Source organism: Pelatocladus sp. BLCC-F211, assembly GCF_041928655.1.
Classification (GTDB): Bacteria; Cyanobacteriota; Cyanobacteriia; order Cyanobacteriales; family Nostocaceae; genus Pelatocladus.
On record NZ_JBHFLM010000201.1, the window covers coordinates 1 to 16674 of the forward strand.

General features: G+C 43.0%; 12 protein-coding genes and 1 pseudogene. 5 read left to right on the plus strand and 8 right to left on the minus strand.

The window, feature by feature from the left end:
* The first annotated feature begins 125 nt into the window (after positions 1-125).
* The 5 genes and pseudogenes from ACE1AT_RS24100 to ACE1AT_RS24120 all read left to right on the plus strand — a co-directional run bounded on the left by ACE1AT_RS24100 (position 126) and on the right by ACE1AT_RS24120 (position 5552).
* Complete coding sequence (locus tag ACE1AT_RS24100; protein ID WP_374872994.1) at positions 126-1766, plus strand: Mu transposase C-terminal domain-containing protein; 1641 nt, start codon at positions 126-128, stop codon at positions 1764-1766.
* A gap of 6 nt (positions 1767-1772) precedes the next feature.
* The gene (locus tag ACE1AT_RS24105) at positions 1773-2792 is read left to right on the plus strand and encodes a TniB family NTP-binding protein (RefSeq protein ID WP_374872996.1); all 1020 of its coding nucleotides are present in this window, start codon (positions 1773-1775) and stop codon (positions 2790-2792) included.
* An 11-nt stretch (positions 2793-2803) separates the two neighbouring features.
* Positions 2804-3220, plus strand: a pseudogene (locus ACE1AT_RS24110) (TniQ family protein); the annotation flags it as partial.
* Positions 3221-3388: 168 nt separating this feature from the next.
* On the plus strand, positions 3389-4042 hold the full coding sequence (locus tag ACE1AT_RS24115) for a hypothetical protein (RefSeq protein WP_374873241.1): 654 nt from the start codon (positions 3389-3391) through the stop codon (positions 4040-4042).
* 319 nt (positions 4043-4361) lie between these two features.
* Positions 4362-5552, plus strand: coding sequence for a tyrosine-type recombinase/integrase (locus ACE1AT_RS24120; RefSeq protein WP_374872998.1), 1191 nt, complete (start codon positions 4362-4364; stop codon positions 5550-5552).
* A gap of 35 nt (positions 5553-5587) precedes the next feature.
* On the opposite strand, the gene ACE1AT_RS24125 is transcribed toward ACE1AT_RS24120, so the two are convergent.
* From ACE1AT_RS24125 to ACE1AT_RS24160, 8 genes are all read right to left on the minus strand, one after another.
* Entirely contained in the window at positions 5588-5995 is a 408-nt protein-coding gene (locus ACE1AT_RS24125; RefSeq protein WP_374873000.1) for a hypothetical protein, read from the minus strand.
* 316 nt (positions 5996-6311) lie between these two features.
* Complete coding sequence (locus ACE1AT_RS24130; RefSeq protein WP_374873002.1) at positions 6312-9545, minus strand: response regulator; 3234 nt, start codon at positions 9543-9545, stop codon at positions 6312-6314.
* A 138-nt stretch (positions 9546-9683) separates the two neighbouring features.
* Positions 9684-12599 (minus strand): methyl-accepting chemotaxis protein, encoded by a 2916-nt coding sequence (locus ACE1AT_RS24135; RefSeq protein WP_374873004.1) that lies wholly within the window; start codon positions 12597-12599, stop codon positions 9684-9686.
* Between the two features lie 121 nt (positions 12600-12720).
* Positions 12721-13287, minus strand: coding sequence for a chemotaxis protein CheW (locus tag ACE1AT_RS24140; protein ID WP_374873006.1), 567 nt, complete (start codon positions 13285-13287; stop codon positions 12721-12723).
* 10 nt (positions 13288-13297) lie between these two features.
* Positions 13298-13672, minus strand: coding sequence for a PleD family two-component system response regulator (locus ACE1AT_RS24145; protein ID WP_374873008.1), 375 nt, complete (start codon positions 13670-13672; stop codon positions 13298-13300).
* Between the two features lie 614 nt (positions 13673-14286).
* The gene (locus ACE1AT_RS24150; protein ID WP_374873010.1) at positions 14287-15375 is read right to left on the minus strand and encodes a P-loop NTPase; all 1089 of its coding nucleotides are present in this window, start codon (positions 15373-15375) and stop codon (positions 14287-14289) included.
* Positions 15368-16342: a HEAT repeat domain-containing protein gene (locus tag ACE1AT_RS24155; protein WP_374873012.1), complete on the minus strand. Its 975-nt coding sequence runs from the start codon at positions 16340-16342 to the stop codon at positions 15368-15370. Before ACE1AT_RS24155 ends, ACE1AT_RS24150 begins: the two co-directional genes overlap by 8 nt.
* A gap of 29 nt (positions 16343-16371) precedes the next feature.
* Positions 16372-16599 carry a ferredoxin family protein gene (locus ACE1AT_RS24160; RefSeq protein ID WP_016868862.1) on the minus strand — a complete coding sequence of 76 codons (228 nt, stop codon included), beginning with the start codon at positions 16597-16599 and terminating at the stop codon, positions 16372-16374.
* Between the last annotated feature and the right edge of the window lie 75 nt (positions 16600-16674).

A 16674-nucleotide genomic window follows, 5' to 3' on the forward strand; every position in this document is an offset into this window, starting at 1 on the left:
CGGTTATTTAAATCAGTAGATGAGTTAAAGAATTTACTGGATAGATTGTTAAATCAGGGAGAACTAATAATTCAATGGGGACGAAAAGTAAAAAATAAAGGAAATGCTGCTATTGCAAACTAAATGTGGAACAGCTTATTACCCAGTTAGAAATTCCACATCGCTCAACCATCTATAGATTCGTCTCTAAACTAGAGCCAGAAGTAATAGCACAGGAACGCTATGGGAAGAGGATAGCTTCTCAAATGTATGACCCGGTGCTTAAAGGTCCACGCCCTACACGTCCCTTAGAGAGAGTAGAAATTGACCACACCAAACTGCCGCTATTTGTTGTGGATACGCAAACTCGGATGCCCATTGGTACTCCTTGGTTAACTTCTGCTGTAGATAAATATTCAGGGATGACGCTGGGCTATTACGCCAGTTTTGAACCGCCAAGTTATCTATCAGTAATGCAGTGTTTACTGCACACCATTCGCCCTAAAAATTATCTCCACTTTGAGTACCCAAGTGTAGAAAATACTTGGGACGCTTATGGATTACCGGAAGTAATTGTAGTAGACAATGGTAAAGAGTTTTACAGCACCCACTTTGAAGATGCTTGTCTGCAATTGGGAATCACCATTCAATATTGTCCTCCAAAAATGCCTTGGTATAAAAGCGCGATTGAAAGATACTTTGGGGCTTTAAATAGTCAACTGCTAAGTGACCAGCCGGGTAAAAGTTTTCCTAATTTTCTTCAAAAGTATGATTACGACCCGATAAAAAATGCAGTAATTTCTTTTGAAGCCCTACAAGAAATTCTGCATATCTTCATTGTCGATATTCATAATCAAAGTTCGCATCCAGAACTAAAGTCTCCACGTGCTAAAGTATGGTCAAAAGCTATCACCGAGTTTCCCCCTGCATTGCCAGCTTCTAATCAAGAACTAAAAATTTTAATTGGTAATATAACTACTCGTAAAGTCAGCAGACATGGGGTGGAGTTTGAAGGTCTATTTTACAATAGTTCAGACCTGGCACGTCTGCGTTCTTCTAGTTTGAAATCTGAAAAAGCAATTGTCAAGTATGACCCCACTGATTTATCCCGAATTTATGTTAAAGACCCAAATACAGGGCAGTTTTTAGAAGTTCCGGCACTTTCTCAAGATTACACAAAAGGATTAAGTCTTTGGCAGCACCAAGTGGTGAAACAATTTGCACGCACCAGTGTTGATAACGTAGACATTGTTGCTTTGGTCTTAGCTAAAGAGAAAATACAACAGATTGTCGAGCGGGAATGGAAAACAAGCAAGAAAGGTAAAACTCGTACTGCAATGGCTAGATGGCTTGGGGTTGGGCGTGAAGAGTTAAAGGGGGGCGACCAGGAATTTTCTCCTCCTCCACAGGAGCCGATTATAAAATCTACCATAAGTCACAGTCTAAATGAAGAGAAAATAGTTGATAATCGCGAAGAAGATTGTACGGGTGAAATAACAGGTGTATCTGACCTTGGTAGTGCCTTAACCAATTACTCATCACCCCTATTTACTCTCGATATAGAAGCATCGGAATTGGATAAAGTTAATCACAATTGTGATGCTAGTCAAACTCCAGTAGTAACTACAACTAAAGAGATTACCAAAAAACAACGGAAACGTTCAAAAAGTAAACCATCAACTGCTGAGATTGCTAAAAATGTTTCTGTTAGTGACTTTGATACTGATGAATGGAAGCCAGATTTATCTGGATGGGATGTCAGTATTGGATTACCAAGAGGGCTATAAATTTTTATGCATCAAGAACAGAAGCCCTTAAAAGAAATGACCTTGTCAGAAAGGTTATACATTGCTAATAACGTCTATGTGCTATATCCTCGCTTCAAGGAAATTTTAGCAGCAATAGATGATTGTCATCATTTCTCAAATCTAAAAGACGAACCTGAATGCTTATTTTTAAAAGGAGAAACTGGCGCAGGAAAAACTACGATTTTAAAAAGTTATGCCCAGAATTATCCGAGATACCAAACGCCAGATGGCACTATTGTCCCTGTACTCGAAGTCACAATTCCTTCTCCCGCAACGGTTAAAAGTGTTGTTACTAAGCTTTTATGGGAGCTAGGAGATCCTGCTTATGATAAGGGAACTGTTTCTAATCAGACTATCAGGTTAATTGGATTGATGAGAGATTGTGGAGTATCTCTAGTTTTTTTGGATGAGTTTCAACATTTTATTGACCGTGATTCAAAACGAGTTCTCAAAACGGTATCTGACTGGTTAAAGGATTTAATTCTAGATACTAAAGTGCCTGTGGTTTTAATTGGATTGCCTGAAGCTGAAACAGTTTTTCAATTCAATCCTCAACTGAGTCGGAGATTTGCTAATAGACACAACCTCAGTCCTTTTTCTTGGGAAGATTCTGGAAGAGAGTTTCGTACTTTTCTACATGCTGTGGAGTCACAACTACCCTTAATTGAGGAGTCTGCTTTAGCTGGCGAGGAAATGGCTTTGCGTTTTTATTATGCCTCTGATGGTATCGTTGCTTATGTGATGAAGTTAATTCGATATGGTACACATCTAGCACTTAAGCATGGTCAAGAAAAACTTGACTTAAATGTCTTAGCTAATGCCTTTGAAAAGTATGTAAAAGCAGATAAGCCCTGTAAGAAAAATCCTTTTATTGACTCGGATTTTTTAAGTGAAGTCAAAGACGCTTACCTCTATACTCCAACAATGGCTATGGTAGGAGCTACAAGTAAAAAAATCAAAACAAAGAAAAAAACTACCAAGGCATCTGATATTTTACATAAATAAAAGGAGTGAGAGTGCATATAGGTGAAAAATTGCTGCGTAGACCCCGCCCTAACAGAGATGAAAGTCTAGCTGGTTATATTATTCGGCTTGCTGAAAGTAACTATTATCCTTCTCCTAATTGGATTTTTCAGATGTCCGATTTGAACAAAAGAGGAATTTATGCGAATTTATTTTATCCTCACAAAGATGATTTACAGAAACTGAGTCTGCTATCAGAAATAGAGTCAGATATTCTTTGGTCGATGGCTTGGACTTCCAATCAACAGAGTCATAGCATAAATCTGAATACAGTAAAGATATTGGGAGAGTCAGTTCCAATCCAAACCATAAGTACACGAAGGGTGAAACTTTGTCCCATTTGTTTGCGCTCTGCATCTTATTGTCGGTCAATTTGGGATTTATCTTTGCTCACAACTTGTCCATTACATTACTGTTTATTAATTGATTATTGTCCCCAATGTAGTAAAGATATTAAATGGTCAAGACCAAGAATCGCGATATGCAAGTGTGGATTTGACTGGCGTAATTACGAACCACAAACTTTGAGTGAGGAACAAGTTTCCTTATCAAAACATGTATATAAGCTATGTCGGATTGTGGATTTAGAATCAGAAGTAATCAATCATTATAAAAATATCAACCCTGTTCTCAAGTTGAATTTCCGAGACTTTGTACATCTTTTACATTCTGTAATGAGATTTGGAGGTCTTTATCAAATTAGAGAGAGGTTTCAAAATCGGGCAAAATCTCTCTTTCACTCTCAAGGCTCTAACTGTTATTTTGACTTAGCTTTTTTTGTTGCACTAAATTGGCGTTCAGAATTCAAAAAACTCGTATTATCTCACAAAAATTGCTTTGACTCTGATTATAATGGTTGGTTCATTAAAAGACCTAATCCCCAATATTATCTGGATTTATTTAGATGTATATTTAATTGTTTTTCGACCAAATCCTGTGGTTTTATCACAAAAATTATCGAAGATTACTTTTGGAAGTTACTGGTCAAGATGTCTATCAAAAATGTGAAAATATCTGGAATTATACAACCACGTTTTTATTCTTTTTCTAGTCCTGTTAATCAAGGTAAAAGTTTTTTAAAGAAATTAGCTGTGGATTTGGAATTAAAAGAGTTAACTATTGCATCCTTATTTGCTAGAAGTAAGGTTGAGATATACAATGAGACTATTTTCTTTAAAATGACGTATCTGAGCGAACTTTCTGAGTATGAATTTTTTGAGTGTGATTGGTAATTGTGGTGCTTTTTTCTTGAGCAAGGAACCAGCGAATGGTTCTTCTCCAAAAGTTCTTGGCATTTGGACAGTGTCTCAGATGTAGGAAATTTTCATCTTTTGAGCGAATTGTGTCGGAATTTTTCATATAGTCCGCGACAAATTTTCACTTTATCCGCGACAACATGAGCCAGAACCCCTATGATTGGGTTATGAAATTTTCAACTTATGTGCGAACTTACAAGAAAATTGTTGCTGTGGAAGTTGTATTTGATGGAGGATATGTATGACTCACTTTTAAGTAGATCCACTTTGTTCAAAAACAGCCAACCAATAGCCTGTGAACAGCCGTGCCGATGCCAATTTTAATTTCAACCCAGAATCACTGGCGTTAACCGAACCAGTGCCGCTGACATTACACCCAGCTGAGGTTTATCTCAACAGTCTTGGTTCTGGTTCTCGGCGGACGATGCGAGAAGCGTTAAATGCTATAGCTCGGTTGTTAACGGCTGACAGTTGTGATGCTTCTACTCTTGATTGGTCGAAATTGCGCTACCAACATACTGCTGCGGTACGGTCAGTGTTGATGTCAAAATACAGTCCGGCGATGGCGAACAAGATGCTGTGTGCCCTGCGGCGGACGTTGAAGGAAGCATGGCGGTTGGGGTTGATGTCTATCGAGGAGTATGGGCGAGCAACTGATATTGGATCTGTGCGAGGTAAAAGTTTACTCAAAGGGCGGGCGCTGGCTGTATCAGAAATTTCTACGCTCTGGGATAACTGTATAAAGGACAACTCAAATTTGGGGATTCGTGATGCGGCGCTGTTGGCAGTTTTGATGGTAGGGTTGCGCCGCAGTGAAGTGACACATCTTGATTTGAGCGATTTTAGATCGCGCAGTCGCTCATTAACTATACGTGAAACCAAGGGGGGCAAAGAGCGAATAGTATATTTAACTGAAACTGGAGTACAAGCAGTTAAGGATTGGTTAAAAGTACGCCTACTAGAACCAGGCCCGTTATTTTATCCTTTAGATAAGGGACAAAAAGTTATACCGAGACGCATGAGCGAACAGGGGATATTGCGAGCATTGCAACGGCGTGGAGAACGTGCAGGTGTAGAAAATTTTACTCCCCATGATTTTAGAAGAACTTTTATTGGTAATTTATTAGATGCAGGAGCGGATATTGTCACAGTATCTAAGCTTGCAGGTCATGCATCACCAAGTACTACTTCTAAGTATGACCGACGTGGGGAAGAGGCGAAAAAGCGGGCGATTGATTTATTGAATGTACCCTTAAAAAGCACTACCAATAGCAGTAGCCAAGCTGCATGTGCGGGGCAATCCAAACACCCAAAACAGTCTCAACGAGTGCAGGCAAACACATCGAATCTAAAATGCCCTAACTGCAAATCAAAGAAACTTCAAAAAAATGGTTTTCAGGTATTAGCTGATGGTTTAAAGCACCAACGTTTTCGATGTCAAAACTGTGACTATGTGTTTACCCCCCTTTTATCAATTCCGAATTAAAAAGTTGGAAATTAAGCGGAGGCTGATAGTATTACTCATTCTTCACTGCGACCGTTACCATTACGGGGTTCATAGCGTAGGTAACGCCAGATTTCACGAATTTCTCGGCTGTTTTGCGCTACTAGCTGTATGGTTTCAGTTGTTGAAGTTGTGACTAGTTCGGCTAGCTGATTCATCCGCATCTCCAGTCTGTTTATCTGTTCAGAATTCTGTCTAGTCTGCTCCTCAATCCTTGTAAGCGTTTCATCATGCCTAGATACAGAATTTTCTAATCTACTGAGAACTTCATCATGGCGATCAAGCTGTTGTTGCTGCCTCTGGGCTTGCCTAGTGCTAAATTCGGCTAGTTCACGGTGTGCGATCGCTAATTCATTGAGGATTTGGCTGTGGACTGCTTGAGTGACTTCAATGCGGTCTAGTCTACTTGGTTGGTCTTGAGTCATTTGTTTCTGGAGTTTAGTCAGCTTGACAGGGGGCTGCGGTATTAAACCAACGAGACATAACAATGATTAGGTACAACCGGGCTGCATCAAGTTTAGCTCGAATCAGGTTTTTTAAGTTTGCCGTTCCATAATAGTGCGATCGCTTTTTCACATCTCCTAACTAGCACATTTTTCAAAGGAGGGCTAAAAGCTTTGCCATATAAGGCTTCTAAAATGTGCAAGTTAGAAGGTACCTCATAAACCTGCAATACGCTGTAACTTGGTTTTGCTCAAATTTTCGTAGTAATACATTTTGAAGTGCGGAATGTGAGCAGTTTCAACTTCTACTTTTATGAGCAGCGTTCGCAAGAATATTGTTTACTGCCATTACAAACTCTTGTTCCAGATAGGGTTTGGTAAAGTAAGCAGTTGCACCCAATTGCATTGCTAATTGGTAATGTTTCTCATTGCTACGAGATGTGAGTATAACAACTGGAATTTGCAAAAATTGAGGATTTTGACGGCGGTAATTGAGAAACTCAAAGCCATTCATTCGAGGCATTTCAATATCACAAATTACGAGTTGCACTGAAGAATTTTGCCGTAATTTCTCGATCGCTTCTTGTCCATTTTGTGCTTGTAGAACTCGAAAACCAGACCTTTTTAGGGAAAGAGCCAAGCTGCGGCGGAGAGTGACTGCATCATCAACAACCAGAACCATAGGTGCTAGAACGGGTTTGCTGGGACTCAAAGACGGACGAACTGATATACTTTCAGTCTGAGATGGAAATCGCAAACCAGATGTATTGCTAAGTGTATCCCTGTTTTGCGTTTGCACAAAGTTCAAGAGGCTATCAGCATCAATCACAGGAATCAAACTGCCATCTCCCAAAATGGTGCAGCCATAAGTATAGCTAGGTGGTGTGATCGCACCACCAAAGGGTTTAATCACTAACTCTTGCTCGGTCAGCAGTTGATTAACCTGCAAAGCCACTAGCTGCCGATCATGGGTGAGGAGCAATACTGGCAATTCCCAAGATTCGGGTGCAGAGATAGAAGCCCATATCCGACTAGGAGAGGTTTCTGGTAGCGGACAGCCATAATCTAAAAGGTCAGCTAGTTGATAAAGTGGAATAATTTTTTCTTCCCAAAATAGGAAGCGCTGTGTTCCAGATTGTCTGATTTGGACGGTTTGAGGTGCTAATATTTCAACCACGCTGTCAGTGCGTAAGGCAATGGTGGTCGAACCGCTACTACAAATCATTAATCTGGCCATGATTAAAGTTAACGGCAAATATAAGGTAAAGGTTGTTCCCAGGTGGGGAACAGACTTCACAGTAATTGTTCCTTTGATTGATTGTAATTGCGATCGCACCACATCCAGACCAATGCCTCGCCCTGAGAGCTGATTCACCTGAGAAACTGTTGAGAATCCTGGCTCAAAAATCAACTCGTAGAGCTGGGTTGGAGGAGCGATCGCCACCTCTTGAATTGATAAGTAGCTTAATTCTAACGCTCGACTGCGAATCCGTTCTAAATTCAGCCCTTGACCATCATCCTTTACTTCAATAATTGTTTGATTGCCTTTATGATAAGCGCAAATTTCAATCTGCCCTTGTTCTGGTTTAGAGTGGTGTCGTCTGACCTCTGGTGGTTCGATACCGTGATCAAAAGCATTGCGAAGTAAATGTAATAATGGGTCATAAAGTTTTTCTAGGATCGCTTTTTCTACCAATACATCAGCACCAGTAAACTTTAAGGTGACAGGTTTATGATAGGTTGTGGACAGATCTCGCAATACACGAGGAAAACGATTCAAAATTTCGCCCAAGGGTAACATCCGCGCTCGCAGCAGGTCATCCCGTAGGTTTGTCAGCATGTGTCGCTGTTGAGCGAGGGTGTGTTCCGACTGCTTGGCAAAGAAGTTCATGTCGTCAGTAATTTCTTCTAGCTGCACCATCTCCTCAACAATCTCCTGGACATGGGAGTGCAAAGCTCCATATCTATCTATCTCCAGGGAATCAAAATCGGGCGTAGTTAGATGATCTCCACTGGCAGCAACGTGTTGAGTTTTGTTGGTCTCCAAGAGGTGACTTTGTTGTGGAACAGCTTCACGAGGACGATCACGTTCTGGCATCATCAGCGTTTGATCACACAGTTGCCGCAACTGGTTCATTTGCCTCTGCAATCGGGCAAACCGCTGCCGCAAGTTTCGCAATCCTCCTTGAAGCTGCTCATTTTGGAGGAAAAGCCCTTCACGGCTAATAACCAGTTCGCCCACAAGGTTGTTCATGCTTTCTAGGTGCTCTGAGTCTACCCGAACGGTCAAACTTGGATTGGTTGGCAATTCAACCTGATGAACGTAGAATGGGGGAATTGTCTGGTATGGCTCGGTCGGTTGACTGACTTGCAGGGCACTACCAAGCTCAGATGGAATGGCTTTTGGGGAGAGATTTAGCTGATGTTGAGGAATGAGGTGCGATCGCTGCTCAGGGTTCTGGAACTCCTGCTTTGGGGACGCCACAAATTCCGCACTGCCTGACTCATCTCCATTTTCTTCTGCTTGAAGAACACTTGAAATTTCGACTGCCGTTGTCGGTTCAGGATCTTCAGTTTGGAGGTGTAATAAATCGTTACTTACAGAGACTGAAGTTGACAAACTTGCGGTTGGGTTAGCGTCCTCAAACTGAGGTATGATGTTTATCAGGTCAGAGATAACTGACTCTGTTTCCGGAATTGGCTGCACCACAGTCAATTGCTCAGAAATTGATGAAGTGGTCGTTGTGGTATTTGCCAAGGCCATTAAGGAAGCCGAAGCACCTGTTTCTTGAACGCGATCGCCTGAGAGTACCGCAGTTCGATATCGCTCAAAATCAATCAATGCCAATAGTGTAATTTCCAAGGCACGGTACGGGTAAGCCTCTAGAGCCTGGAGAGCCATTTTGGCAATTGATCCAAATTCTGGCAGGTTCAAGAGTTCGGCAAATCCGGCAAAAACTTCTGCTTGCGCCCGCAACTCTCCTGCAACTTGATACTGATGAGGAGCGGCAATAACCATTGCCAACCGCTCCAATCCTTGAGCAACATCCACAGTAAAAATGTCAGTCACCAGATTGACACCTAAATCGGGTGAACTCGGAATATATCGATCTGTGTTGAATAGTGCATCTCCACAACGGGCCTCAAGTTGGCTAAAAATCGGTTCAGCGATCGCCAAAGCTGCCTCTGGGTCAAAACACCCTGTTGTTATTTGTTCTATCAAGGGTATACGGAGACAGTCGTAAGCTTGTAATAGATAGGTTTCTAGCTCTGTATCAATTTCTAATGTTTCGTCATAGAAAGCTCCCAGAATGTTTTCCAGACGGTGCGCCAGCGTTGCGATCGCACTTAACCCAACGCTAGCGGCTCCTCCTTTGAGGGTGTGAGCAGTACGCATTAAGTCGTGGACTTTGGCTGTGCTCCGCTCTTGGTTGAGCGACAATAATCCAACTTCGAGTACTTGCAGTAACTCAGGTGCCTCTTCAACGAAGAATTGGTAGGCTTGGTCACGGATATCAGGGGGAATTGCCATAGTAGTCTGTCAACAGGGAAGGGATCGGGGAAGGTGGGGCCCCCTCTGGGGATAAGGGGTAACGGGGATCGGGGATCGGGGACACGAGAGATGGGGAGAATAACTAATGACCAATGACAATTGACAATTAACAATTGACTACTGAACTTTAAATTGCCCGACACTCTCCTGTAATAATTGCGCTACTTGGCGCAATTGCTCAAACGACGATAAGACTTGATTGGCTTCTGCTGAAGTTTGATTGGCGATCAAGGCAACATCCTGCATAGTTCGGGTGACAGCTTCGGATGTTTGAGATTGAGAAATCGTTGCTTGAGAGATCGTAGTAACCCGTTGGCTAATTTCAGAACTGACTGCTGTAATTTTATTTAAGCTTTGGCGAGTGTCGTCTATGAGCTTGGTTCCGGTCACAACCTGCTCTGTCCCCGATTCCATGGCTGTAATCACTTCTCTTGTTTCTGCTTGAATACTGAGAACTAACTGTCTAATTTCTTCTGTTGCTTCTGCGGATTGTCGTGCCAGTGTCCGTACCTCATCGGCAATCATGGAAAAACCCCTTCCTTCTGATCCCGCGCGGGAAGCTTCCACGGAAGCATTGATAGCTAGAATATTGGTTCGAGCAGCAAAGGCACTAATCAGCTCAACAGCTTTAGAAATTCTTTGTGAGGACTCTCCCAAATATTTCACCTTCTTAGCGGCCTCCGCAACCGTTACCCGGATTGCCTGCATTCCATCCACCGTTTGGTTCATGACAGCATCTCCTTCAGCTACAGTCAAATCTGCGAGTTTCACAGCCTCTTCTGCCTGTGCAGCATTGGCAGCAACTTCTCGGGCAGCGTTTGCCATTGTTGTCACGAGTTTTAAGGCAGCAGTTACTTCCTCTGCTTGCCGTAATGCCTCTGCTGATAAAGATTGTATTGAGGTATCATTTGTGTCCGTTGTGACAACTACTTGATTAGTGGCTTCCTGGACTTGCAGGACTATTTTCCGCAAGCTAGCCACAGTAGCATTGTAGACGTCTGCGATCGTGCCAATCTCATCATCCGTGACCTTTGCCCGGATCATCAGATTTCCTTGGCTAATGGGATCTACTTCTTTAAGCAGTTCTAATGCCCGTTTTTGCAGCCTTTCTTTGAGTTGACGCTGCTCTTCTGCTAGATGGATGGTTCGCTCTAGCAAATCGACTCGGTAGATCGAAAGCCCAAGTTCATTGCTTAAGCGTTTGAGGAAATTAATCTCGGACTGCTGCCAGTTACGCAAACTTGAGCAGCTATGAGCAATTAACAACCCGAAAATCTCATTACCACTGAGAATGGGGATGATCAAACTTGCTTTAACTTGTAACTGCTCTAGCAACTTGAGATGTTCGGGATGAAACTCTGCCTGGGAGATATCATCTGCGACCAGAACTCGGCCTTGATGGTAAGCATCACGGACTAGTTGAGGAATGCAGGAATCATTGACGTTAAGTTCAAAGGCACTTGACCAGTTTTCTGCCACAGATTCTGAGATAATGCCTCCACTGGAGCCAGCATCGAAACGATAAATCACCAGCCGATCCAATTGCAGGAGATTTCGGGTTCCCTCAAGGGTCTGATCAAAAATATTTTGCAGATCCGGTGTCCGTAATGCCCCAGATCCTTTGGCTGCCGTCAGTAAGCGCTCCTGCGCTGTTTCAAACGCTTGTGCTCCTGAAGACTCCTGCAACTGTTGTGCCATCTGGTTGATGTTGCTTGCCAGTGAAGCAATTTCATCTGTTCCCTGAAAGCGTAAACGAGTTCCCAATGCTCCTTGACCAATTTTTTCAACTGCCGTTGCTGCTGCTAGAATTGGGCGAGTTGCGCGGTTGGCAATCATCGCTGCGATCGCAGCTACCAATAAGGCGGTGATCGCAGTTCCAATCGACAGCGTCAGCAGAAATTGTCGTTGCGTAGCGAAAGCAGTCTCTGTATCAACAGATACAATCGCCTGCCAATTGAGATTTGGCAATCCTCGTAGCTGAACAGAAGGACTATAGGTGAGCAGATGCTCAGTCCTGGTGATTGAATTGTAGGAAATAATAGTGCTAACCTGATTGGCTGCCTTGATGCGCTCAAATAAAGGATAAACTTCTTCAGCAATAATTTTCTTGTATTCCTCTCGACGCTCCGTTGTGGCTGGATTTGCAGCATCAAATGTTATCACCTTTGTCCCTTCAGTAGAGCCTTCAGGGCCAAGAAAAATCTCGTTAGCAGTATTGATCAAGTAATACTGTGTTCCTTGAGTTCCATAATTTCGGAGTACCTCATCCAAAAATTCCATCGGCACACGCGCCCGGATGAAACCAATGGGTCGATCTGTGGTTTTATCTTTAATAATAGAAGCTGCATAAAGAGCATAAACCTTTGAGCTTTCCGAAAGCCTTGGCTGGCTGATGCTCGCTCCGTTGTTTTTTAAGGCAGCTTGAATATAATCTTGGTTAAGCTGGTTCCCAAGAGGAGGCCCTGCTGTTTGAGCAACTACATTTCCCTGTAAATCAAAAATTGCAATACTATCATAGATGCCATAGCTATTCATGAGGCGGGTAAGAGTTGCTACCTGATCTTCGACTGTCGCTTGCGATCGCAACTGGGGATCGGTAAAAACATCTAGGCTTGCCATCGCTTGGATGTCATTAAAACGTTGACGCATAAACAGGTTCGCTTTCTGTTGCAAGTCAACTACCTTTGCTTTGCCAAAAGCTTCCACTTGCTGAGTAATTGACTGATCGGCAAAATAATAAGCAGTTCTCCCAATCACTAAGACGGGAATCGTACTCATCATCACCGCCAAAGAGGTGACTTTTGCTCTCACATGCACGCCTTGCCACCAGCGAACCAGTTTGCCTCCCACAGGCGTTTGTAAGTTGTCGGCGATCGGCTCGATTTTGTTCAACAGGGGCTGTTTGGAAGTTTGGCGTGATTGTAGCGGTAAAGCATCAGTGGAATTTATATAGATTAAATCAGTGCTCTGGTGATCTGCGAACTTAGAAGTTTTATGTTCACTGCGATCGGATTTGAATGGCTGTTGAACCATAATTACACATTGTTAAGTAGTTGGACAAAATTAAATTTCTTAGCCAAGACAGGGAATACGGAATGGGAAACAGGGAACAAGAAAAACAATGTGTGTAATTAATCCTGTCTGAGTACATTTACTACCGGGGCATGGCTCGCAGAATTGCAGAACCATCTAAAACTGCTAACATCACATCATTAGATTTCCACCAATATCCGCGCAAAATATGTGTTAACTTCGGATTGAGCGTGAAGTTTGGAGGACATTGAATGGCTTGCCAATCACACCATTCAATATCTTCGACTCGATCAACGACTAGCCCCAGCGTCTGACTTTTCGGCTGAGTCTTTGTGGATTGTTCATCAGCCACTTCCAACACGATCGCTTCATACACCGAAGGACTAGTTATCTGTTCGTACCAGGGAGCAAGTCCGCATAGGTGGCCAAGATCGATCATCCAAAGAACTTCACCCCGCCAGTTATAAACTCCCATCACCCAAGACGGCATATGAGGAATTGGTACAATTGTGCCAATCGGAATTGTCAGCACCTCAGCTACCTGTTGAATGGGTAACAGAGCCGTCATGTCTTGCACAAGATGTAGCCGTAAAAATTGTTCACTCTGGGCTGAAACCGATACCAGGGCTGAGTCTTGCCTATTCTCAGGGGATGAGCTTGAATTTGGCAGGAATGAAAAGTTAGTCATTGGAGTTGCTTCAGGTATCACTACTTTTGATGAACTGTTTAATTGTCTGCACCAGTTCTTCTTGGTCGATTGGTTTCGTCAAGTAAGCAGATGCTCCCTGTTTCATACCCCAAAATTTATCCATTTCGCCTCCCTTAGTAGAGCATAGGACAATCGGAATCTTATTTGTATCGGCGTTTCCCTTAAGTTCACGACAAACCTCAAATCCACTACAGCCAGGTAGAACAACATCCAAGAGAACGACATCCGGCTTCTGTCGGCTAATAGTGGCAATGGCTTCTTCTCCAGTTTGAGCAATTAAGACATCGATGCCTCCTTTCTGAAGACAGCCGATCAAGATTTGCATATCCGTTAATGAATCCTCGACAATTAACACAGTTCCCATAGCTTCACACAGAATAAATGAGGTTGATTTAGTTAGTAGTCACCAGAGAAATCGTATGCACCCTAAATATTTTTGGATTGTATAGAGTACAGCATCAGCAGATAGCGGCTGACTGGGAAAATCCGACGCTCCAACATAATTAGAGTTGCGACGGTGTGCGGAGCCAGTATCGGCTGTCACAATGAAGACTCAGAATATTGTGAAAATACGCAACTTCGCATAACTGCTCACAAAGCTCATAACCATATACTTTTAGGTATGATCAAGTCCAGAGAAACTAAATCTGGCTTTTATGATTGGTAGCACCCCGATTGCCCGCAGGGGATAATCCACACCAATAACACTGATACCCAGCACTGGTGAGCAATGTTTCCATCGTGCGGAAGACTGATAATCTCCTATGATCGTGCGTTAAGTGTATTTTGATGATAGAAATTTTTCATATTTAACTAAATCTTTAGCTAGTCTTTATATATCTTTATCTAATTCATTCTGTTAAGGCAGTAGTAGTCTCTCAAGTGATTGAGGGTTTGTAGTAAGCACTTTAGTGCTTAAAAATTCAGGACTAAATTAAGTAAAAAGCTTACAGCATAAGTGTTCTTTCTTTTGACTTTTTACTTTTGCCTTTTTGTACTAGTACAGTCAAATGTTGCATCTAAAGAAGCTGCTATTTGCACAAATACCCGGCCGACTGTAGAAGTGGGATCTGTTAAAGTCAGTGGTTGTCCGATGTCACCTCCCGTACAAATTCGTGCATCGATAGGTATCTGTCCAAGCAACGGGACATAAAGTTCTGTTGCTAGCTGTTGACCACCACCACTGCCAAAAATGGGAGTCGGTTCTCCACAGTGTTCACAGATGAGATAGCTCATATTTTCAATAATCCCTAAAACTGGAACACCCACCTGACGAAACATATAAATACTACGCCGGACATCTGAGATTGCCACTTGTTGTGGTGTTGCAACTAAAATCACCCCACAGATAGGACTTTCCTGCACGATTGTGATTTGGGCATCGCCTGTACCTGGTGGCAGATCAATCAGTAGGTAGTCGAGATCGCCCCAGGCAACTTCATGGATGAACTGTGTGACAATTTTATGTAAAACAGGGCCACGCCAAGCTAAGGGATGATCGGGTTCTGCTAGTAACCCAACTGACATTAACTTAATGCCGTGAGCTTCTAGAGGCACAAAACGTTGACCGTTTGGGGTGTCCAATATGTTCACACCTGTTTGTCCCAACCCCATCATCTGAGGCACATTTGGACCATAGACATCAGCATCTAATAGCCCTACCTTTGCTCCTTGTAAACTTAGGGCAACTGCCAAATTGACTGAGACAGTGGATTTGCCAACGCCACCCTTGCCGCTAGAAATTGCTAGAGTTGTTTTGACTCCAGGGATTGTACAAATATGAATGTATGCCTTTTTACACCAGGATAAAGTTGACAGAGCCGATTGAATTTGCTCTTCTAAGTGGTGTTGATGCTGCCCAACGTAAAGCCGCAGGTAAACATAGTTATCTACAACCCGTAGATTACGAACCATTCCCAAACTGACAATATTGTTTTTGAGAATTGGTTCGGTGATTTGCTTGAGACAGTTAATAACTGCTTGTTGGCGATCGCCCATCTGCAAGTCAGCTATTCTTCCTGAATTTTCTGCACTAGCTTGCTCAAAAGGAGAATCGTCACTAGGCATGGGCAGATCCCTGCTGCGATTCCTGAATAGCTTGAATGGCTCGTTGTGCGTAAATACAAACGTCTCGATCTGGGTCGTCTAGCGCTTGCTGAAGAGCATTGATCGCGGCGGGATTCTTGAGAATACCAAGGGCGATCGCCGCATCTCGACGCACATCTGAGGATTCATCAGTCAATGATTTCACTAATGCAGGTAAAAACCGATGATCTGGTGTTTTGTGTAATACCTGAATCGAAAATTTTCGGACTTGCCAATGTTCATCCTCTAGAGCAATCGTCAGCGCTGGCAATGCTGCCGGCGATGCATGGAGTGCCAGGGATTTAGCTGCATTACGGCGCACCTGCCAATCATCATCCGCTGTCAGCGCTTGACACAGCAAGCTAACCACCTGTTGATCTGCCAGATGTCCGAGCGTCAGGGCAGCTGCACGGCGCACTGTTGCATCGGAATCTGCGATTAACGCCAAGGCTGGCTGACATCGCTCGACTTGGTTGAGGTACCGGAGCGTTGTCACTGCTGCTTCTCGTAAATCTGGCTGTTCCGCCTCAAAAAAGGGCAACACATAAGGTAGAGACTGAACATCATGAATTTTCCTTAACAGAGTCAGCACACTGATCTGTACATTTAAATTGTCCTTTTGCAGAGCATCCAAAAGCAGCAGCAGATGATCAGGTGTAACTAACTCCCCTAAAGCTGATAGTGCTTCTTGACGAATTTCTGCATCAGGTGATTCTAAGCAGGTCAATAAAGCTGGAACAGCATGAGGATTTGCCAACTCCCACAGCGCTGTTACTGCTAACTTCTGCACAGCCAAGCTCTCATCCTCTAGTGCCGTCATCAATGGCTGTAGCGCTGCTTCCTCACCTAAATGTTGCAGAGTTTTTACCGCCACTAAGCGATCGCTTAACTCAGGCGATCGCAGCATGTCTAACCATTGGTTCAGTTCAGAATTTGTATCAGCAACCATGTTTTATTATTTACATTCACTATCAGCTATTACCGTAACAAAAATGGAATTTGCACCGTGATTGCGTTTGTAGGGCATTCTTTCTCACAGGGTAGGCAAAACCAGCATTCATCATACTTCATATATGCCTTGCCTGTTTCCGGATTCTTCACCAGCACATCTAACGGACAAACCTCAATGCAAGCCGTACATTTTTCCAGACACTTCGACTCATCAACAATCACCGGAACATCCACTCTTTGGATTGCTAAAGCCATAAATTTGATACCCTCCTGCTTTGAAAACTTAGTACAACATTACACAAATTCACAAAAACTCTGCGTTTAAAAACC

Bases quoted from the DNA above. Each gene is read 5' to 3' on its own strand.
- ACE1AT_RS24105 (WP_374872996.1), top strand. From the start codon at position 1,773: ATGCATCAAGAACAGAAGCCCTTAAAAGAAATGACCTTGTCAGAAAGG.
- ACE1AT_RS24125 (WP_374873000.1), bottom strand. From the start codon at position 5,995: ATGACTCAAGACCAACCAAGTAGACTAGACCGCATTGAAGTCACTCAA.
- ACE1AT_RS24130 (WP_374873002.1), bottom strand. From the start codon at position 9,545: ATGGCAATTCCCCCTGATATCCGTGACCAAGCCTACCAATTCTTCGTT.
- ACE1AT_RS24135 (WP_374873004.1), bottom strand. From the start codon at position 12,599: ATGGTTCAACAGCCATTCAAATCCGATCGCAGTGAACATAAAACTTCT.
- ACE1AT_RS24140 (WP_374873006.1), bottom strand. From the start codon at position 13,287: ATGACTAACTTTTCATTCCTGCCAAATTCAAGCTCATCCCCTGAGAAT.
- ACE1AT_RS24145 (WP_374873008.1), bottom strand. From the start codon at position 13,672: ATGGGAACTGTGTTAATTGTCGAGGATTCATTAACGGATATGCAAATC.
- ACE1AT_RS24150 (WP_374873010.1), bottom strand. From the start codon at position 15,375: ATGCCTAGTGACGATTCTCCTTTTGAGCAAGCTAGTGCAGAAAATTCA.
- ACE1AT_RS24155 (WP_374873012.1), bottom strand. From the start codon at position 16,342: ATGGTTGCTGATACAAATTCTGAACTGAACCAATGGTTAGACATGCTG.
- ACE1AT_RS24160 (WP_016868862.1), bottom strand. From the start codon at position 16,599: ATGGCTTTAGCAATCCAAAGAGTGGATGTTCCGGTGATTGTTGATGAG.